Below are 20,193 nucleotides of genomic sequence, written 5' to 3' on the forward strand. Positions count from 1 at the left end.
ATCGTGGGCGCGCAGTCCGGCCGCTGTCTGACCGTCCCCGGCACCGGCACCACCAACGGCACCCAGACCCAACTCTGGGACTGCACCGGTGCGACCGGCCAGACCTGGACCTACACCACCGGCAAACAGCTGACCGTCAACGGCAACAAATGCCTCGACGCCAGCGGAAGCGGCACCACCAACGGCACCCAGGTCATCATCTGGGACTGCAACGGCCAGAACAACCAACAGTGGAACGTCAACCCCAACGGCACCATCACCGGCGTCCAGTCCGGACTCTGCATCGACGCCAACGCAGCCGGCACCGCCAACGGCACCAGGACCATCCTCTGGTCCTGCAACGGCGGCACCAACCAGCAGTGGACACTGCGGTAGCGCAGTCAACGCCCGTCCGCTCCCTCGGGGCAGGAGCGGGTGCCGGCAGCCGGGCCCGACCGGGTGCGGGCCCCATCGCGCCTCGGTGGATCGCTGGATCTGCGGCCACCTGCCCCGCGACGGCATCGGCCTCGCCCACGGCAGGGCCCGCCGGGTGCCTCTAACGCCGCAGCCGGGTCGGCTCGCCCGGCCCGCTGCGGCGTACCACCCACGCCTCGGTGATGTGGGTGAACATCGCCTCGGCCGCGCCCTTGGGGTCGTGCCCGGCGATCCGCTCGTAGATGCGCCGATGGCCCTGGTTGGACGCGACGCACAGGGCGCGGCCGGTTCGGCCCACGTAACGGGCGGAGTCGATGACCTGGCGCTCCAGCGAACGGACCACGGCACGTCCGATGCGGTTTCCCGACGCCTGCATGACGGTGTCGTGGAACGCCCGGTCCTCTTCGTGGTACGCAGCGGGGTCGTCGACGAGCTCGTCCATGCGCTCCACCAGCCTGCGCAGCTGGTCGATCACCTCGGCGTTCGCCAGGCGGGCGGCGACGTTGGCCATGTCGGACTCCAGCACGCGGCGGGTCGCGACGAGGTGGTCGAGGGTGGCCAGGCTCTCGTCCTCCGCGATGGTCGCGCCGAGGACCAGCTCGTCGAGCATGTTCCACATCGCCGGCGGGGTGACCATCGTGCCGGCGCCCTGGCGGACCTGCACCAGCCCCTTCTCCTGAAGAATCTTCACCGCCTCGCGGACCACGGTGCGGCTGACCGAGAAGGTCGCGCAGAGCACGGGCTCGGGGGGAAGCGGCGAACCGGACGGATGGACTCCACGGACGATCCGCTCCACCAACTCAGCCGTGACCGCGGCGGCAAGGTTCGCCGGGCGCCGACTCCAGGCGGGGACCTCCGAAGCCCCTGCGGATGACTGCGGTACTGCCGTCATGACACCCCCCGGGACCCGCGCCGTGCCACGGATTCTCGCTCACTATACGGCATCCGGTTGACGTCATACGTCATACGAGTTACATACGTCATACGAGTTGCGTTCCTCCTCAACCTCAACTGCCGGACAGCCGGCCACCTCAGGAGAGTGGGGCAGCAATGAAGCAGCGAACACCGTGGTCGGCGGTCCCGGTCGCCGTGCCCGTCATCGGGTCGATGCCGGACAACGGGCAACCGCTCAGCGAATCGGTCGGTTCGCAACCGGTGTCCTGACCGCCGGGCCGCCCGTGTAGGTGACCTCCTGTTTCCGCAGCGCCAGAACGCTGACAGCGTGACGGCCTGCGCGACGAAGGGCTGACGCATGCGCATCACCGGGTACAGAACCCTGACGACGACGCAGCATTGGGGTCGATCTGTCGGTGACGCCAACGGTGTCTACGGCGACGGCGTCGTGCCCGTGCAGGTCGTCGTCGTCGAGACCGACGAGGGGATCACCGGAGTCGGCCTGGGACCGCACGTGGAGGCCGAGGCGATCTTCGCCGCCCTCGACGGCCAGGACCCGCGCGCGGTGACCGCCCTCTACGACCGCATGCTGCGGCACACCTTCAAAGCCGGGCACGCCGGCGTGGTGTTCGGCACGATCGGCGCGTTCGACACGGCGTTGTGGGACATCAAGGCACAGGCCGTGGGCGAGCCGCTGTGGCGGTTGCTCGGCGGCAACGACCGCACGGTCCACGCCTACGCCTCCGGCCTGGACATCGGTCTCACCGACGACGAACTCGTCGCCGTCTACCAGGTCTACGCCGAACACGGGCTGAGGGCGGCGAAGCTCAAGGGCGGCCTGGACATCGAGCGCGACCGGCACCGGCTGTCGCTCGTACGCGAGGTGCTGACCGAGGCCGCGCACGGGGCCCGGCCAGGGCTCATGCTGGACGCGAACGAGTCCTGGAGCCGCAAGCAGGCGGTACGCCACGTCGGTGAACTGGAACGCACACTCGACCTGACCTGGATCGAGGAGCCCGTCCGGCGGTGGGACGCCGACGGCCTGGCCGCTGTCAGCCGTGGCGTACGGACGGCGGTCGCCAGTGGCGAGAACCTCACCGGCCTCGAGCAGTTCCGCCCGCTGATCGCGGCGGGAGGCCTCGACATCGTCCAGACGGCCGCGGTCTGGGGAGTCACCCACTTCCTGCGCGTCGCCGCGCTGGCGCACGCCCACGACCTGCCGGTCAGCCCGATCGGCGACACGCCTGTCGCGCTGCTGCACGCCGCGACGTCGGTGCCCAACCACCTCGTCAGCGAACTCCAGGGCCTGCGGCCGCCGATCGGGGTCGCGATGGATCTGCATGTCGAGGACGGAGCCTTCGTGCTCGGCGACACGCCGGGCCTGGGCATCCGGATCGACGAGACGGTGGTCACCCCGGCACGCCGGCGAACGGCACCCGCACCCGACGGACCGCACGTACGGCCGGACCACGCCGGCCGGCGGCTGCTCGCGGTCACCCCTGGACCATGCCGCTCCACCGCGGAAGGGACGTTCGACACCATGGGAATGGAGGATCGATGAGCGCGGTTGTCTACCGCGGGGCACGCACCCACGAGATCGAGATCCGGGCCGCCGAGGCGTCGGCCCTGGCGAAGGAGCGGGACGGGCGCGGCGTCAGCACCCTCGCACCGGACCGCATCGCCACCGGCGCCGTCGTTGTTCCCGTCGACGGCGGACGGTCGGGGCGATGACGGGCCGACCAGCGTTACCAGGCGGCCGCGCCAGAGTCGATCGTGCCCGCGACCTCGGGGGCGGCGACTCGCGCGGTACCTGCGGCGGCCCTGCCCGAGGCGGCGCGTACGGGCTCATGACGCGAGCCGACCGATCCGACCGGTCCGACCGCGTCGACCGAGCCGCCCGCGCCGACGAGACGAGCCTGGTCGTCGCCGCGCAGGCCGGTGATCCACGAGCTCTCGACGACCTGGCCGCGACGTACCTGCCACTGGTGTACGCGATCGTGCGCAGGGCACTGGGCGAGCTCGCGGACGTCGACGACGTGGTGCAGGAGACGATGCTGCGGGCACTTCCCGAACTGCGCACGCTGCGCACCCCGGAGTGCTTCAGGCCCTGGCTGGCCACGATCGCGACACGGCAGATCAGCACCCATCTGCATCGACGGCACGCGGATGCCGAACGGACGGCCCCCCTCGACGAGATGACCGACCCGCCGGACGCCGACGCCGAGAACCTCGCCCTCATCCGTGTCGAGCTGTCCGGTCATCGCCGGGAGACCGTACGCGCCAGTCGATGGCTCGACCCGGACGCCCGGGCGCTGCTGTCGCTGTGGTGGCGGGAGGCCGCGGGCCGACTCACGAGGGCGGAGCTCGCGGCGGCGCTGGGAACGAGCGTGGCCCACGCGGGTGTGCGCGTCCAGCGGATGCGCAACCAGCTGGAGCTGAGCCGGTCACTCGTCGCGGCGCTGGAAGCCGGCCCCCGGTGCCCACAGTTGACCGCCGCGCTGGGCGGCTGGGACGGCGTACCGAGCGCGCTGTGGCGCAAGCGCATCACCCGGCACACCCGATCCTGCGCGGACTGCGGGCGGGCCGCCGAGGAACTGGTGCCCCTTGAGCGGCTGATCGTCGCCCTGGCGCTGCTCCCCGTCCCGCTGGCGCGGTCCGCCACGGTGCTCGAAAGACCTGTGCTCGCCGGGGCGCCCGAGAACCCCGTCGTTGCGGGAGCCGAGTCGTCCGAGGTCGGCTCCGAGCCGGTTGCCGGCGTCAGAGCCGGACTGCTCGGCCAACTCGTCTGAGGGCCGAGCGAGTCGGCACCACGGCGATGGTGACTGTTCAAGTCGGCCGCCGATAACGAAAACTGCCGTGATTCACCCGCGTCCGTCATTTCGAATTCACTGCTTGAAAAAATTATGAGGGGCGGTCTTCAATAATTGACGTTCTCCTCTTGAGTGGACCATGACAATCTGTCAATCTTCTAGAAGTCGTGGCGGAACGTTCCTCATTCATGGCCTGTGAAAGTGGAAGCCAAAGGCGATCTGTGAAATTCCCGGGACTTCAGCCACGAGGAGCCGATCCGGGGCGGGTGACGACCGTCCGGGCGAAGCGGGGGAGCAAGGCTTTCCAGGCGCCACGGCAGCGGCATGACGCTGACATGCTCGCTGGGCGAGCGATCTGGGAGGGGGCCGGCGTGGAGAGGGCAATCTCCGCGCCGGCTCGGCCGGCTGCCGGCAGGCGGCCGACGTCGAGATCCCGCACAGCGCAGACGTGACCACACCGCCAACCGGGAAGGCGCGACCATGCCCCGCACCCGCCGCCGGCGTTATCTCGCCCGGGCGCTCGCCTACATCCTGACCGTTCCGAGCGTGCTGGCGGTCGTCGAGCACGAGAGCGCCTCGCCGGCCGCCGCCGACACGTCCCAGTTCCGTGGCGTCAACTGGGCCCGGCTCGGTGACAACTTCCACGGTGGACCGCTGGTCCTGCACGGGCTGAGCGGCTCCGACAGCTACCAGACGGTCGTGGCGAAGGCCGACGCCATCTACACCGGCTTCGAGCGCAACCTCGGCGTCAACACCGTTCGGCTCCCGATCAACACCTATACGGTCGGGACGAGTTGGTGGAGCGCGTACACGGGCGCGATAGACGCAGCCACCGCGAAGGGATTCAAGGTCGTCCTCTCCTACTGGGACGACGGGGTGGCCGCCCGGGGCGGTCGCATCGTCAACCCGAGCGCCTTCGACGCCATGTGGAACACGGTGCTTGCCCGGTACGGCTCCAACAACCTCGTCCACTTCGAGCCGATGAACGAACCGGCGGGACACAGCGCCGCCGAGTGGGCGAACGTGGTGAGCAACTGGATCAGCGGGCACCCGTCGATTCCGCGGAACCGCATCTTCGTCAGCGGCGCCGGCCTGAACACCGACATCAAGTCGATGTGCGCCGACCGCCGCCTCGACGGGACGTTTCTGTCGCTGCACCACTACACGTTCTTCAGCGGCGCGAAGACCTACGACCAGTGGATGGCCTACCTGCGGGACGCGCTGGGCTCCTGCGCCGACCGCACGGTCGTCGACGAGTTCGGCGCGCCGATGGACACCGGGCTGAATTATCTGGATGCCGGCAGCACCGACAACTTCGTGCGCTACTTCCGGGCCACCACCACGGTGCTGCGGGACCTGCGGATCGGCTCCATCTACTGGCCGGGGCTGGGCGGGAAGATACGCGCCGGACAGGGCGACGACTGGTATGCCATGCAGAAGCTGCACGGCACCGGGACCGACCTCACACTCAGCACCCCCAGCGCCAGCGGCCGTGAGCGCCTCAGATACGGCTGGGGCCTGGACGGCGACGTCCCGGCCCCGGCCGGCCCGCTGCGCAACGTCGGCACCGGGCGCTGTCTGGACATCCCCGGCGGGACCACGGCGAACATCCAGGTCCAGGTGAACACCTGCGACGACACGGCCGGCCAGCAGTGGACCTTGACGGCCGGCGGACAGATCACCGCACTCGGCGGCCGCAGGTGCATGGACGCGTACAACAGCGGCACGACGAACGGCACCGTGGTCGGCACCTGGGCGTGCAACGGCGGCGAGAACCAGCGGTGGACCGTGCGCGGTGACGGCACCGTCCGCGGGGTTCGATCCGGCCTCTGCCTCGACGTGAACACCGCCACCTTCAAGGCGCAGCTGTGGGCGTGCTGGGGCGGCGAGAACCAGACATGGCAGATCCAGAACACTCACCGAAGTCGGTGACTTCTCCAGTCGTGAAGGGAGAACGACATGTCCGAAGTGACACGCAGACGGTTTCTCGCCGCCGGGGCGGCGGCTGGAGCAGGGATCGTGCCGGGTGGGTGGACGGCGGTCGCCAGGAGCGGCTCGGCCGCGCCGCCGGAGGTTCGGGCCGCCGACGGCCTCGCCCTGTGGTACGACAAGCCGGCCGGCACGGACTGGCTGCGGGCACTGCCGATCGGCAACGGACGCCTCGGCGCGATGGTGTTCGGCAACGTCGACACCGAACGGTTGCAGCTCAACGAGGACACCGTCTGGGCCGGCGGCCCGTACGACTCCGCCAACACGCGGGGCGCGGCCAACATCGCCGAGATCCGGCGGAGGGTCTTCGCGGACCAGTGGGGACCGGCGCAGGATCTGATCAATCAGACGATGCTGGGCAGCCCGGCCGGACAGCTGGCCTACCAGCCGGTCGGAAACCTTCGGCTCTCCTTCGGCGGCGGCACCGGTGCCTCGCAGTACAACCGAACCCTCGACCTCACCACCGCCACAACCCTCACGACCTACGTGCTGAACGGCGTGCGCTACCAGCGTGAGGTGTTCGCCAGCGCACGGGACCAGGTGATCGTGGTCCGGCTGACGGCCGACCGGGCCAACTCCCTCACCTTCAGCGCCACGTTCGACAGTCCCCAACGGACCACCCTGTCCAGCCCGGACGGGGCCACGATCGCTCTCGACGGCACCTCCGGCACCATGGAGGGCATCGCCGGACGGGTCCGGTTCCTCGCCCTGGCCCACGCCGCCGCGACGGGCGGCACGGTCAGCAGCTCGAGTGGCACGCTACGGGTCTCCGGCGCCACCAGCGTGACGGTGCTGGTGTCGATCGGCTCCAGCTACGTCGACTTCCGGAAGGTCGACGGCGACTACCAGGGGATCGCGCGCGGCCACCTCAACGCTGCCCGCAACGTCGGCATCGACCAACTCCGCAGTCGGCATCTCGCCGACTATCAGGCGCTGTTCGACCGGGTGTCGGTCGATCTGGGGCGTACGGCGGCGGCCGACCAGCCGACCGACGTACGGATCGCGCAGCACGCGCAGGTGAACGACCCGCAGTTCTCTGCCCTGTTGTTCCAGTTCGGCCGGTACCTGCTCATCTCGTCCTCGCGGCCGGGTACCCAGCCGGCGAACCTGCAGGGCATCTGGAACGACCAGATGGCCCCGTCCTGGGACTCGAAGTTCACCATCAACGCCAACCTGCCGATGAACTACTGGCCCGCCGACACGACGAACCTGTCCGAGTGCTTCCGTCCGGTCTTCGACATGATCGACGACCTGACGGTGACCGGCGCCCGGGTGGCCCAGGCGCAGTACGGCGCCGGTGGCTGGGTGACGCATCACAACACCGACGCGTGGCGGGGCGCCTCGGTCGTCGACGGAGCGCAGTGGGGGATGTGGCAGACCGGCGGCGCATGGCTGGCCACCCTGATCTGGGACCACTACCTGTTCACCGGCGACCTCGACTTCCTCCGCTCGAACTATCCGGCCCTGAAGGGCGCCGCCCAGTTCTTCCTCGACACCCTGGTCGCCCACCCGACGCTCGGTCACCTGGTCACCAACCCGTCGAACTCCCCGGAGCTCCCTCACCATGCGAACGCCACCGTCTGCGCGGGGCCCACCATGGACAACCAGATCCTGCGCGACCTCTTCAACAGCGTCGCCCGAGCCGGCGAAGTCCTCGGCGTGGACGCCTCCTTCCGCGCTCAGGCACTGGCGGCCCGGGACCGGCTGGCCCCGACACGGGTCGGCTCCCGGGGCAATGTCCAGGAGTGGCTGGCCGACTGGGTGGAGACCGAGCGGAATCACCGGCACGTCTCCCATCTGTACGGTCTGCATCCGAGCAACCAGATCACCAAGCGGGGGACACCCCAGTTGCACGAGGCCGCGCGGCGGACGCTGGAGCTGCGCGGTGACGACGGGACGGGTTGGTCGCTGGCGTGGAAGATCAACTTCTGGGCGCGGTTGGAGGACGGTGCCCGGGCCCACAAGCTGATCCGGGACCTGGTGCGCACGGACCGGCTCGCGCCCAACATGTTCGACCTGCACCCCCCGTTCCAGATCGACGGCAACTTCGGTGCCACCTCGGGCATCGCGGAGATGCTGTTGCACAGCCACAACGGCGAACTGCACGTGCTGCCGGCACTGCCGGCCGCCTGGCCCACCGGGCGCGTGAGCGGACTGCGGGGTCGCGGCGGGTACACCGTCGGTGTCGAGTGGAGCAGCGGCCGGATCGAGTGCGTCGTCACACCCGACCGGACCGGTGCCGTCCGGGTGCGCGGCCGGATCTTCGCCGGCGACTTCACGCTGCGGGACGACGCGAGCGGCGAGCCGGTCCAGCCGAAGCGGCTCGAGGCCGATCTCATCGAGTTCACCGGCCAGGCCGGCAAGACCTACCGCGCGTCCGCCGTCAGGTCGGGGCCGGTGGAGACCGGCGTGGCGTATCGGCTGGTGGCCCAGCACAGTGGCAAGGCTGCCGACATCAATGGAGCGTCCCCGGGCGCCGGCGCGCTGCTGATCCAGTGGCAGATCGCCACCGGTCGCAACCAGCACTTCGAGTTCCTGCCCTCCGACGACGGGCACTACAAGATCCGGGTGGGGCGCAGCGGTCTGGTCCTGCAAGCCGCCAGTGGCAGCAGCGGCGCCGACATCACCCAGCAGCCGGAGACCACCGCCGCCGGCCAGCAGTGGCGGATGGTCGACCACGGCAGTGGCGTGATCAGTCTGGTCAACCGGCAGAGCGGCCTCGCCCTGGACGTGTGGGAGGCCTCCACCGCCGACGGGGCCCGCATCTCCCAGTGGACGGCCACGGGGAGCACCAACCAGCGATTCCAACTCCAACGCATGTAGCCGGGCGGCCTGCCGGAGTTGCCTACCGGTGCGGTGGCATGGACTGCGGTCCTGTGCCGGTAGGCGCGCCACCTCTCCACAATCCGCGCAAGGGTCCACAAAATCCGTGCTCGACGCCGTCGGGCCCGGCATGACGACAGCCGCCGATACGCCTTCGGGAAGCATGCGCCGGGCCGCATAAAAATCCACCAGTGACTACGCCTTGCCAACGTGTGATCACAAGGGGAATGCTGAAGCCCGACAGGTCCTTGAAAGTTGTACAACCATCGCTTTTTGGTGTGGAAGTGGCGGGGCATGCGAGAACGGGGCACACGATTGCGGTCATGGCGACTGTCGTCGGTCGGTGTCCACACGTGACCACGGCGGCCGTCGGAGCGTTAGGTCTCGGCTCGCCGAGCCGGTCGAGCCCGCCCCTGCGCAGGGAGTCGCGCTCAGGCGTGGATATCCCGGCCCCCGACATCGCCCCCTTGGCCTCGCCGCGCCTCGGCGGATTCGGAGGCGAGGCCGTGCGGCGCGGGGCGAAGGCATGAGCACGGAAGCCCGGTTGCTGTCCTGCCGCAGGATTCTGCCCGGGAGTACAGGCCGGCCTCCCGGCCCGACGCGATCGAGGGCCTGGGCCGCAGGGCACCACGTGCTGGCCCCTGCGGCCCCCATGCCCCTTCACGACCGGCCCGCCCGTACGCCGTCATGCCGGCGAAGCGGCGGACGCGTCCACTCTGGGCCCCCTCCCGGACACCTCGCGCCGCGCCCCGGAACCGTCCGCACGCTCCGGCCGAACGGCGCCCTCGCCAGGGTGTGGACGGGCGATTCGCCGGAAGGCCACGGGTGCCCGCGCACGACATCCACGCGGGCCGGCCCGAGCAACTCGACGTGCCCCTGGCCGAGAACGGTCCGCACAGGCGTGACAAGGCGTGCCGTCCGCTGAGGCGGTTCGCCACAGCTCTCTCTACCGATACGGAGGAATGAAACATGCGCATTCTCGTCGCCGGGGCCACCGGAGTGATCGGACACCCCCTGGTGGGAGCGCTGCGGGAACGGGGCCACGAGGTGAGCGCGCTGGTACGCCAGGAGTCGCGCGAGCGGGCCCCGGAGGCGGACCACGTCGTGAGCGCCGATGCCCTGGACCGCGAGGCCCTGCTGTCGGCGGTGTCGGCAGTCCGCCCCGAGGTGGTGGTCCATCAGATGACGGCGCTGCGCCTGATGGGCGACGACCCGGTGGCGGCCTTCGGCCTGACCGCGCGGCTGCGTACCGAGGGCACCGCCAACCTGATGGAGGCGGCCCGGGCGGCGGGTGCGGGACGGCTGGTCGCGCAGTCCATCGCCTTCGCGGCCGCCCCGGCCGAGGAACTGGTCCTCGACGAGGACGCGCCGCTGTACGTGGACGCACCCGATCCCGGCTGGGCAGCCACCGTACGGGCTGTCGCAGAGTTGGAGCGGCTGGTTCTCGACAGCGGGCCCCTCGCCGGCACGGTCCTGCGCTACGGCACGCTGTACGGCCCCGGAACCCTGTACGCCCGCGACGGCGGGGCAGCCCAGGCCGTACGGGCCGGACACCTCCCGCTGCCCGGAAAGGGCGCCGGGATCACGTCGTTCCTGCACGTGGAGGACGCCGTGGCGGCCACGGTCGCCGCCGTCGAGTCGGAAGCCACCGGGGCGTTCCATGTGACGGACGACGACCCGGCCCCGGCCGCGCAGTGGCTGCCGCACTACGCCCAAGCGCTGGGCGGCCCGGCCCCTCGTTCGATCCCGGCGGACCACGCACCTCAACTGCTCGGCTGGTTCCTGGCCCATCAGCTCACCGCCGCGCACGGCGCGGCCAATGACCGGGCCCGTACGGCTCTGGGCTGGAAGCCGCTGCGGCCCAGCTGGCGCGAGGGGCTGGGCGAGGAATGACCGGCACGGTCCGAGGCGGCACCAAAGGCCGCTCCCACGCAATGAATTGACGCGATCATCCAAGAAAAGTGGAAACTGTGAACCCGATCACGACGTTACGCCCGTCCGCCGACACCGTGGAGCGGTACCGCAAGGACGGCCTCTGGCGCCCCGACACCATCCTGGACGACCTGGCGCGGTGGCGCGCCGAGACGCCCGACGCCCCTGCCCTCCTCGTGTCGGAGGCCGGTCGGGGCGTCCTAGAGATGAGCTACGAGCGGTACGCCGAGTACGTGGACCGCTTCGCCGGCGCGTTGCACGCGCTGGGAGTGCGCAGCGGTCACGTCGTCGCGATGCAGGTGCCGAACGTCTGGCAGGTCGGACCGCTGCTCCTGGCATGCGCACGGCTCGGGGCCGTCGCCGCGCCCATCATGTGCGCGTTCCGCCCCCGCGAGCTGGAGCGGATGCTCCGCCGGCTGGACGCCGTCGTCTGCGTGACCATCGACCGCTGGGACGACTTCGAGCACGCCGCGGCGCTGGCCGACATGGCAGCCCGGCTGCCCGCACTGCGCCACCGTGTGGTGCTCGGTGAGCGAACCGCCGACGGGGGCGACGGGGAACTCGACTTCCGCGAGTTCTTCGAGCGCACGGAGCACGGCACCCTGCCGGATCCGTCCGTGGTGGACCCGGACCGGGTCTCCCTGGTGCTGTTCACCTCCGGTACCTCCGGTGAGCCGAAGGCCGTACTGCACACGCTCAACACCTTGTACGCCTGGTACGCCCCCGTTGCGGCCGCCGACGGCATCGGCCCGCACAGCCGCGTCTACTCACCGAACGCGGCGACGCACATCGTCGGCCTCACCATGGGGATCTTCATGCCGCTGCACCGCGGGGGGTGCGCGGTCGTGACGGACCGCTGGGTGCCGGACGCCATCGTCCCCTTCCTGGCCGAGGCCAGGGTCACCTGGATGGTCATCGTCCCGGTCCACCTCTCCGCGCTGATCGACGCGATGGAACGGACCTCGCGGCGACCGGACACCGTGCGCATCATCCGCGCGGGAGGCACCACGGTCCCGCAGCCGCTGTTCAGGCGGGTGACGGAGGCCTTCGGCGTCCCGTTGGACGTGGGCTGGGGCATGACGGAGGGTGCCAACACCTTCACCCGCGCCGGAGAGCACCCGGAACTGGCCGGACGCACGGTCGGGCGTTGCGCGCCGGGCCACGAGATCGACCTGCGGGCCGACCACCCGATCAGCGACGACCGACCCGGGCGCCTCTTCGTGCGCAGCCCTTCGCTGTGCCTGGCCACCTGGGGCCGGGACGACGGCCGTCTGACCGTGCTGACCGAGCACGACGACGGCTGGTACGACACCGGTGACCTCGCGGCGCCGGACGGTCACGGCGGCATCCGGCTCCACGGCCGTGCCGAGGACCGCATCGGCGTCATCATGATCCCGGTCAGTGACGTGGAGTCGGCACTGCTGGACCACCCCGACGTACGGGATGTCGCCCTGGTCGGCTACCCGGACGGCCACGGCGGCGAGCTCGCCTGCGCGGTGGTCGTCGCGGGGGAGCGGACGCCCACCCTCGAGGGCCTGCGCGACTGGCTCGGCGGGCTCGGCATGAGCGAATGGTGCATGCCCTCCCGCCTGGAGATCCTGCCCCAACTGCCGCGCAACGAGACCGGAAAGGTACGGAAGAACCTGCTCAGGGAACGGCTTCGGCTCCGCTCGGACTGACCGAGAGGTCCGGGTCGCCCGGGAGACCTTCCCCGGGCGACCCGACTTCGGGCATCGGGCTCCATGCGCCGCCCCAGTGCGGGTTCCCGTCGGAGTGAGACGCCGCGAATCTCTGGCCCTGGCCCTTGAGATGCGCTGGTGCCGCGAACCGCGACCGAGGTGGCGGCCCGGCCCCGGTCACGCGCCCTCGCGTCAGGTAGCCGAGTGACCGGGGTACCAGGACTCTGCCGACTCAGTACCGCTGGAGTACTAGGACGCCCGGCGGGCCGTGGTGACGAAGAACGTCGCCGTCGCGGTGAAGGCGTTCCGTCGCGAGAGGTCGCTCAGGTCGTCCTTCCACCGCGCCGCCTCCTCCTCGCTGACGACGCCTTGGGCCAGAGCCGCCGTCAGGGCCGGCTCCAGCACCACGCCGAACGCGGACGCGTGGTCGCTGAGTGCCGCCATGATGGGAACGATCTCGATGTCGGTGAAGCCCGCGTCGGCGAGGTGGGAGGCGCTGCGGGTGCCGGAGTGGGGATTCGGGACGGCTGAGCAGAAGGCGCGCTTGACCGCCTCGGTCGTCTCGGGGATCCGTGAACTCACCGCCATCGACCCGAGATCGGGGTCCGCGAGAGCGATGGTTCCGCCCGGCCTCAGCACCCTGCGGGCCTCGGACAGCGCCTCGGCGGGATCGCCGAAGTGGAGGAAGGTCCGCTCGGACCGGTACCACGACAGTTCCCCGTCCTCGAACGGCAGCTCGAAGGCGCTGCCTTGGACGAAGCGGCAGTTCGGGAACCTGGCCAGGGCCGCGTCGACCATGGCCTGGCTGCTGTCGACCCCCACGGCGTCCGTTCCGAGCCGTACGAGGTCCGCCACGGCGCGGCCGGCGCCGCACCCGACGTCGGTTCCCTTGCCCTCGGCGGTCTCCAGCGCGCGGTAGGTGGCCTCCCGCACCGCGCGTCCGCTCTCGCTCTCCTCCATCTTCCGCAGATAGGCGATGAAGTCCTCGGGGACGCCGGAGGAGTCGACGTCGTGGAAGCGTGCGGCAAGGCTCTCGGCCGTGCGTGGTCCGGTGGTGTCCACGTGCTGCTGTCTCCCGTCAGGGGGTGCCTGATGTGTGCGTGCGAGTGGCGCTAGTTGAAAGTCAAAGCAGAGTAGCAGCACGGGAGTTGGGGACCGTGAGCACTCCCATAGGTGTCTGTCGGGACCGCCGACCGGGTTCGTCGTCGGCGCGGTCACGGGCGGGGCCTGTCATGGCCTCGACCTGCACCTCGCGGGGCGCACCGCTTTCCCCTCTCTCCCCCCGCATCGGGTCGACGCACCCCGTCGGCGCCCCTTGATGCCGGCCAGCGAGGTGGTGCAGGCGGGCGATGCGGGCCACGGACCGTGCGATGTGAAGCGGTTGTGCTCCTCTTTCCCGGCCGGGAGTTCGGCCTGGCCGGTCGATGGCGACGCGGGATCACCAGTGGGCCGGGACCGAGCCGGGTGCCAGGAAGTGGCCCGTACTGGAAGCGGCCCATCCGTCGCGCAGGTGCACGCGCATCAAGTCGGCAGGCTCGAACCGTCGCAGTCGGCGATGAGGGTGGCCCTGACCGCGAAGCGACGGGCCATGGGGGAGCAAGTGCTGTTCGAAGCTGCCGGGTTGTTCGCACAAGGGATGACGAACAGAATCACCCGTCCGAGTTGCCTTTTCTGTGGGTTCGGCGGTATTTGCTTGCCGCACTCGTACGGGGAGCAGCATCCGTGCATGGAGAATCCTGCACGCGACGGAACACCGTCGGCAGAGGAGATTTCGTCCCGACTTGGGGTTGTCTTCACGGCGGACTTCGCGTCCACCCGTCAATGGGTGGCAGGGCGTTCGTGGGCGTATCCGAACGGCGGACCGATCAATCCGGGCGACAACAAACTGGATCACCTGACGGCGGACCCCGCGTACAGCCGCTCGGGCACCTTCCATGCCACCCTCCGCAAGGACGGTCGGTGGGACACGGGCCTGCTCACCACAGAGGGGAGTGAGGAGGGCTTCACCGTCCGAGCGGGGGACGTTCTCGAGGCGCGGGTCGGACTGCCGTACGAGGTCGGGGCCTGGCCCGCCATCTGGACCTGGCGCGACGGCGACCAGGAGATCGACGTCTTCGAATATCACCCCGACAACCCCGACCTCCTGGAGCTGACCAACCACGTCCGCGGCGCCAACCTCTACTTCCGCGACCCCGCCATCAGCCCGGGTTCGTGGGTCGATCTTCGGGTCGAGTTCGGCCCGAGGTCCGTGATCTGGTGGGTGAACGGCAGCAAGGTGTTCGCCGACCGCCGAGGCGTGGGAAGTGCCTGGCATGCCTACCTCATCGTCAACCTGTCTGTGTGCGCGGGCCGCCATCACCCCCGACCGGCTCCCCACGTCAAGGAGATGTCGTACCAGGTCCAGCGTCTCGTGGTGAGGCGGCCGGCAGCGCTTTCGGAGGTACTGTCCGACGAGGTCGAGGCCGAGGCTGAGGTCGAGGCGGGGGCCGACAGCGGCGGACCGTGAGTCTGTGCACCAGGTTCTGAGATGAAGGGCTACGGCGGGGAGCACCTGTCGGCCCCGGGAGATGCCGCCGGTCCCGCTGAAGCCGCGGGGAGGGGCGCTGAACTGCGGCTGCTGCACTGCGAAGAGGTCTGCGGAAAGGTCTGCGGGCGGCAGGGGAAAACCTCTTGCCGGCCTGACGCGCACACCCGATCCCGCGCCTCATCAGGACGGATCGAGGGCTCCCGCCGGGGCTGGCGGTGCCCGAAGGCGCGCCGGGCCCGTGGGCCGCCCTGCGGTACCTGCCGTGCTGAACGCGTGGGTCCGTTATGTGGACTCGCGTACCACCAGCTCGGTCGGCAGCGTGACCTGCCGCCGTGGCGCGCCGTGCTGGGTGATGTCGGTGAGGATGCGGGCCATCGTGCGACCCAGTTCCTCGACGGGCTGGCGCACCGTGGTCAGCGGCGGGTTGGTGTGGCGGGCGAGGACGGAGTCCTCGAACCCGGCGACGGCGACATCGCGCGGCACCTGCCGCTTCTGCCGCTTCAGTTCGGTGAGGGCGCCGACGGCCATGAGGTCCGAGGCGGCGAAGACCGCGTCGAGGTCAGGGGTGCGTTCAAGAAGCGAACGCATCGCGCGGGTGCCGCTCTCCTCGGTGAAGTCTCCTTCCTCGACGAGCAGCTCGCTCGCGGGGACGTTCGCCTCGCGGTGTGCGGTGTGCCAGCCGGCGAGCCGGTTGCGGCTGACGTCCATGTCCAAGGGGCCGGTGATGGTGGCCACGCGCCGCCGGCCGCGTTCGAGCAGGTGCCGGACCGCCGCGGTGGCGCCTCCGGCGTTGTCGGCGTTCACGTAGCTCAGCTGTTCGCCGGCGTCGCGGCGGCCCGCGAGCACGGTGGGCAGGCCCATCTCCTCGAGCATGCCGGGCAGTCGGTCCGTGGAGTGCACGGAGACCAGGAGCACGCCGTCCACACGGCGGGTCGCCACCGATTCGGTCAGCTGATCGCGTTCGGCCTGGTCACGGACGAGCATCAGCTGCAACTGGGTGCGGCTGTCGGCGAGGGCGCCGCTGACGCCGCGGATGAGCGCGGCGAAGAAGGGCTCCGATCCGAGCCGGCTCTCGGACTCCGGGATCACCAGGGCCACGGCGTTGGTGCGGTTGGTGACCAGGCCCCGGGCGACCGAGTTGGGCACGTAGTTGAGTTCCTTGATCGCCGCGAGGACCCGGGCGCGGGCGTCGGCGCTGACGAGGTCGGAGCCGTTGACGACACGGGAGACGGTGGTGCGGCCGACACCGGCGCGAGCGGCGACCGTCTTGATCGTTGGGCGGCGGTTGCCGGACATGTGCTTCCCCCTCGGCGTCGCGCGGCGGTGCCTGCCGCGGAGGTGACCTGCGGCAATTCTTGCAGACCTGGCCCTCGGCACGGCACCCCGGGACGCCGCGGTGCCGACCGCACAAGCCGCGGCCCCAGGACGAGTTGCGTTCAAGTCATTGACAGACCCGCCCTGCTCCGACGAGTCTTCGATGCGCGGTGGGAACGTGCCCACCCAGTGTTGGGCACGTTCCCACCGCTATTTGTCAGAGCCGCTGTCCGGCATCGCTGCAGCCATCGCAGAACTCGTTCACTCCGATGTGTCGGCGCCGCCGCTGGGAGGAGATCCATGGGCACTTTCGGTTGGTCGCACAGAAAGGCGGTGGCGACGGTCGCGGCCGTCGGCGCGCTCACCCTTGTCGTCGGCTGCAGCGGCAGCGACGACTCGGTCACCGGTGGGGGCAAGAAGGACGGCAAGGTCACCATCACCATGGGTCTGTTCGGGGTGATGGGCATCAAGGAGACGGGCCTGCTCGAGCAGTACGAGAAGGAGAACCCCGGGGTCGACATCAAAGCCGAGATTGCCGGTGACGAGCAGACCTACTACACCGCGCTGCAGACCAGGCTCGCCGCCGGCAAGGGCCTGAAGGACATCCAGGGCATCGAGATCGGGCGTGCCAAGGAGATCACCGAGACACAGGCCGCCAAGTTCGCCGACTTCGCCGGGACGTCGGGCACCGACCACTTCCTGCCGTGGAAGGAGTCCCAGATCAGCACCGCGGACGGCAAGGTGCTGGGCCTGGGCACCGACATCGGCCCGATGGCCGTCTGCTACCGCAAGGACTACTTCGAGAAGGCGGGCCTGCCCACCGACCGCGACGAGGTCGCGGCGCTCTGGGAGGGCGACTGGAAGAAGTACGTCGAGGTCGGCCGCACCTTCAAGAAGGACTTCAAGGGTGACAAGGTCGCCTACATGGACGCGGCCAGCGGCCTGTTCAACGCCATGGTCTACGGCTACCCCGAGCAGTACTACGACGAGCAGGGCGAGCTGATCTACGACTCCAACCCCGCCGTCAAACAGGCGTGGAACCTCGCCGCGGACGCCGCCGAGGACGGTCTGACGGCCAAGCTCCGCCAGTTCCAGCCCGGTTGGGACCCCGGCCTGGCCAACGGCACCTTCGCCACGGCCGTGTGCCCCGCGTGGATGCTCAGCCACATCAGCGAGAAGGCCGGTGCGGCGAACAAGGGCAAGTGGGACGTGGCCAAGGCCCCCAAGGGCGCCAACTGGGGAGGGTCCTTCCTCGGAGTGATCGAGCAGAGTCCGGTGAAGGAGGAGGCCAAGAAGCTCGTCGCCTGGCTGACCGCGCCGGAGCAGCAGGCCCACATCTTCAAGGAGATCGGCAACATCCCCTCCTCACGCGAGGCACTGGAGAGCGCCGACGTGAAGAACGCCAAGTCGGCGTACTTCAGTGACGCGCCGATCGGCGAGATCTTCGCCGCCGCCGCCCAGGAGATACCGGACAAGCAGGTCCTCGGCCGCAAGGACGGCACGATCAAGGACACCTTCTCCCAGGGACTCACCCTGATCGAGCAGCAGGGCACCGCGCGGGACAAGGCGTGGAAGACCACCGCGGAGCGCATCGAGAAGGCGGTCGGCTGACCCCCGTCCGTCCGTCCGGCCGCGTCCGTCCGTCCGCTCTCAGGAAGGATCCTCCGGTGGCCACCTCCACCACCACGGCCCCGGCCGGGAAAGGGCCCTCCGGGCACTCCCCGGACAAACGCCCGGCCCGGCGGCGCGGCGCGCTCCTGCACCGCCTCGACCTCAGGGGCGCCCCGTACGCGTTCGTCGCGCCGTTCTTCGTGGTCTTCGCCGCGTTCAGCTTCTACCCCCTGCTCTACACGTCGTGGATCTCGCTGCACGACGTGGAGCTGGCCACCCTCGACGTCATGCAGTGGGTGGCGTTCGACAACTACGTCGAGCTGTGGGGAGATTCCCGGTTCTGGAACGCGCTGCAGAACACGATCACCATCGGTGTCATCTCCACGGTGCCGCAACTGCTGATGGCCCTGGGTCTGGCACACCTGCTCAACTACCGCATGCGGTTCTCGCTGTTCTTCCGCGTCGCCTCCCTGGTCCCCTACGCCACCTCGGTCGCCGCCGCCGCCCTCGTCTTCACCATGATCTTCGAACGTGACTTCGGCATGATCAACTGGGCGCTCGGCACGGTGGGGATCGACCCCCTGGACTGGGAAGGGGGCAAGTGGCCCGCCCAGATCGCGATCTCCACCATCGTCATCTGGCGCTGGACCGGCTACAACGCGCTGCTGTACCTGGCCGCGATGCAGGCCATCCCCGCCGAACGCTACGAGGCGGCCTCTCTGGACGGCGCCTCCCGCTGGAAGCAGTTCACCCACGTCACGGTGCCCGGCATCCGCTCCACCATCGTCTTCACCATCGTGCTCTCCACCATCGGCGCCACCCAGCTGTTCGGCGAACCGCTGATCTTCGGCCAGGGCCCGAACGGCGTCACCGGCGGCGCGGACAACCAGTACCAGACGCTGGGCCTGCTGCTGTACGAGGAGGGCTGGAAGAACTACCAGATGGGCCGCTCGGCCACCGTCGCCTGGGTGATGTTCCTGCTGCTCGTCCTCGTCCTCCTCGTGCAGCGCCTCGTCAAGCGCCTGCGCTCCGGCACGTCCTGACCTGGAGTCACCATGACCACTCAGAGTCTCCCGGCCCGGACCGGCCGCGCGGTCCGCACCTCCCGGAAGCCGGCCGGCCGCGGTGGCCGGCTGCTGCGTCAGCGCGCGGGCCGCCAGCACCACGCCGGCCCGCTGGCCTATGTGCTGCTCGGCGTTATGGCACTGCTGTCAATCTTCCCGCTGTACTGGACGATGGTGGCGGCCTCCACCGACAACACCCGGGTCAGCCAGACACCGCCGCCCTTCCTGCCCGGGCCGAACCTGTTCGGCAACCTCGCCCGGGCCTGGGACGAGGCGGCGATGGGCAAGGCCATGGTCAACAGCCTCATCGTGGCCGGGGTGATCGCCCTGTCCACGGTCATGTTCGCCACGCTGGCCGGGTTCGCCTTCGCCAAGCTGCGGTTCAAGGGCCGCAACGCGCTGCTCATGCTGGTGATCGGCACGATGCTGGTGCCGCCGCAGCTCGGTGTCGTACCGCTGTTCATGATGATGGCCGAGCTGGGCTGGTCCCAGCAGCTGCCCGCCGTCATCTTCCCGACGCTGGTGAGCGCGGTGGGGGTGTTCTTCATGCGGCAGTACCTGTCGGAGGCGCTGCCGGACGAACTCGTCGAGGCCGGACGCGTGGACGGGGCCCACTCGCTGCGGATCTTCTGGAGCATCGTGCTGCCCGTCGCCCGGCCCGCGATGGCCGTCCTGTTCATGATCACGTTCGTGCACGCATGGAACGACTTCTTCTGGCCGTTCGTGGTCCTCGACATGACCAACCCGACCGTCCCCGTCGCCCTCACCCAGCTCAGCGCGGGCTATGTCCGCGACCAGTCGCTGATCATGGCCGGCGCGCTGCTGGGCACCCTGCCGCTGCTGGCGATGTTCATCGTCTTCGGCCGGCAGATCGTCAGCGGCATCATGGCGGGCGCGGTCAAGGGCTGACCTGCCCCCGCGCTCCCACGAACAAGCCGGGCTCCGCCCCTCGCCCGGCCCGGCGCGCCCCGGAACCCACCGCTGCCCCGGAACCCACCGCACCGGGTGCGGTGGGTCGCACCCGGTGCGGTGGGTTCCGGGGCAGCGGTGGGTTCCGGGGCGCGCCGGGCCGGGCGAGGGGCGGAGCCCGGCTTGTTCGTGGGAGCGCGGGGGCCGGTCAGCGCTGGACCGCGCCC

At 70.0% G+C, this 20,193-nt stretch carries 15 protein-coding genes; 12 read left to right on the forward strand and 3 right to left on the reverse strand.

Going from position 1 to position 20,193, the window contains the following annotated elements:
• Positions 1-375, forward strand: a 375-nt coding sequence (locus AOK15_RS14140; RefSeq protein ID WP_167738816.1) for an RICIN domain-containing protein, incomplete at its 5' end; no start/stop codon positions are given.
• Positions 376-535: 160 nt separating this feature from the next.
• Here the strand turns inward: AOK15_RS14140 and AOK15_RS14145 are convergent.
• Positions 536-1,306, reverse strand: a complete 771-nt coding sequence (locus AOK15_RS14145; protein WP_079058480.1) for a FadR/GntR family transcriptional regulator — start codon at positions 1,304-1,306, stop codon at positions 536-538.
• Positions 1,307-1,666: 360 nt separating this feature from the next.
• On the opposite strand from AOK15_RS14145, the gene AOK15_RS14150 reads away from it, so the two are divergent.
• From AOK15_RS14150 to AOK15_RS14175, 7 genes are all read left to right on the forward strand, one after another.
• Positions 1,667-2,869 carry a mandelate racemase/muconate lactonizing enzyme family protein gene (locus AOK15_RS14150; protein WP_055516497.1) on the forward strand — a complete coding sequence of 401 codons (1,203 nt, stop codon included), beginning with the start codon at positions 1,667-1,669 and terminating at the stop codon, positions 2,867-2,869.
• The gene (locus AOK15_RS44990; protein ID WP_157870250.1) at positions 2,866-3,039 is read left to right on the forward strand and encodes a hypothetical protein; all 174 of its coding nucleotides are present in this window, start codon (positions 2,866-2,868) and stop codon (positions 3,037-3,039) included. Before AOK15_RS14150 ends, AOK15_RS44990 begins: the two co-directional genes overlap by 4 nt.
• A gap of 116 nt (positions 3,040-3,155) precedes the next feature.
• Positions 3,156-4,097, forward strand: coding sequence for an RNA polymerase sigma factor (locus AOK15_RS14155; RefSeq protein WP_240508428.1), 942 nt, complete (start codon positions 3,156-3,158; stop codon positions 4,095-4,097).
• 501 nt (positions 4,098-4,598) lie between these two features.
• Positions 4,599-6,050, forward strand: a complete 1,452-nt coding sequence (locus tag AOK15_RS14160) for a ricin-type beta-trefoil lectin domain protein (protein WP_055516499.1) — start codon at positions 4,599-4,601, stop codon at positions 6,048-6,050.
• A 27-nt stretch (positions 6,051-6,077) separates the two neighbouring features.
• The gene (locus tag AOK15_RS14165; protein WP_055516502.1) at positions 6,078-8,930 is read left to right on the forward strand and encodes a glycosyl hydrolase family 95 catalytic domain-containing protein; all 2,853 of its coding nucleotides are present in this window, start codon (positions 6,078-6,080) and stop codon (positions 8,928-8,930) included.
• A gap of 969 nt (positions 8,931-9,899) precedes the next feature.
• On the forward strand, positions 9,900-10,823 hold the full coding sequence (locus tag AOK15_RS14170) for an NAD-dependent epimerase/dehydratase family protein (RefSeq protein WP_055516504.1): 924 nt from the start codon (positions 9,900-9,902) through the stop codon (positions 10,821-10,823).
• 68 nt (positions 10,824-10,891) lie between these two features.
• A complete protein-coding gene (locus tag AOK15_RS14175; protein WP_079058481.1) occupies positions 10,892-12,541 on the forward strand; it encodes an AMP-binding protein in 1,650 nt (549 codons plus the stop codon).
• Positions 12,542-12,790: 249 nt separating this feature from the next.
• Here the strand turns inward: AOK15_RS14175 and AOK15_RS14180 are convergent, their stop codons facing one another.
• Positions 12,791-13,603: a methyltransferase domain-containing protein gene (locus tag AOK15_RS14180; protein ID WP_055516509.1), complete on the reverse strand. Its 813-nt coding sequence runs from the start codon at positions 13,601-13,603 to the stop codon at positions 12,791-12,793.
• Positions 13,604-14,267: 664 nt separating this feature from the next.
• On the opposite strand from AOK15_RS14180, the gene AOK15_RS14185 reads away from it, so the two are divergent.
• Complete coding sequence (locus tag AOK15_RS14185) at positions 14,268-15,047, forward strand: LamG domain-containing protein (RefSeq protein WP_055516511.1); 780 nt, start codon at positions 14,268-14,270, stop codon at positions 15,045-15,047.
• 303 nt (positions 15,048-15,350) lie between these two features.
• Here AOK15_RS14185 and AOK15_RS14190 read toward each other — a convergent pair whose 3' ends face one another.
• Positions 15,351-16,364 carry a LacI family DNA-binding transcriptional regulator gene (locus AOK15_RS14190; RefSeq protein ID WP_055516513.1) on the reverse strand — a complete coding sequence of 338 codons (1,014 nt, stop codon included), beginning with the start codon at positions 16,362-16,364 and terminating at the stop codon, positions 15,351-15,353.
• Between the two features lie 318 nt (positions 16,365-16,682).
• Between AOK15_RS14190 and AOK15_RS14195 the strand changes: the two genes are divergently transcribed.
• From AOK15_RS14195 to AOK15_RS14205, 3 genes are read left to right on the forward strand one after another with little or no spacing between them, the layout of a single operon-like run.
• Positions 16,683-17,993 (forward strand): ABC transporter substrate-binding protein, encoded by a 1,311-nt coding sequence (locus AOK15_RS14195; RefSeq protein ID WP_055516516.1) that lies wholly within the window; start codon positions 16,683-16,685, stop codon positions 17,991-17,993.
• Between the two features lie 56 nt (positions 17,994-18,049).
• Positions 18,050-19,036 carry a carbohydrate ABC transporter permease gene (locus tag AOK15_RS14200; RefSeq protein ID WP_055516518.1) on the forward strand — a complete coding sequence of 329 codons (987 nt, stop codon included), beginning with the start codon at positions 18,050-18,052 and terminating at the stop codon, positions 19,034-19,036.
• Positions 19,037-19,048: 12 nt separating this feature from the next.
• Positions 19,049-19,966, forward strand: coding sequence for a carbohydrate ABC transporter permease (locus AOK15_RS14205; protein WP_055516520.1), 918 nt, complete (start codon positions 19,049-19,051; stop codon positions 19,964-19,966).
• Positions 19,967-20,193 lie beyond the last annotated feature (227 nt).

The sequence above is a fragment of the Streptomyces ossamyceticus genome, from assembly GCF_001418475.1.
GTDB classification, from domain to species: domain Bacteria; phylum Actinomycetota; class Actinomycetes; order Streptomycetales; family Streptomycetaceae; genus Streptomyces; species Streptomyces ossamyceticus.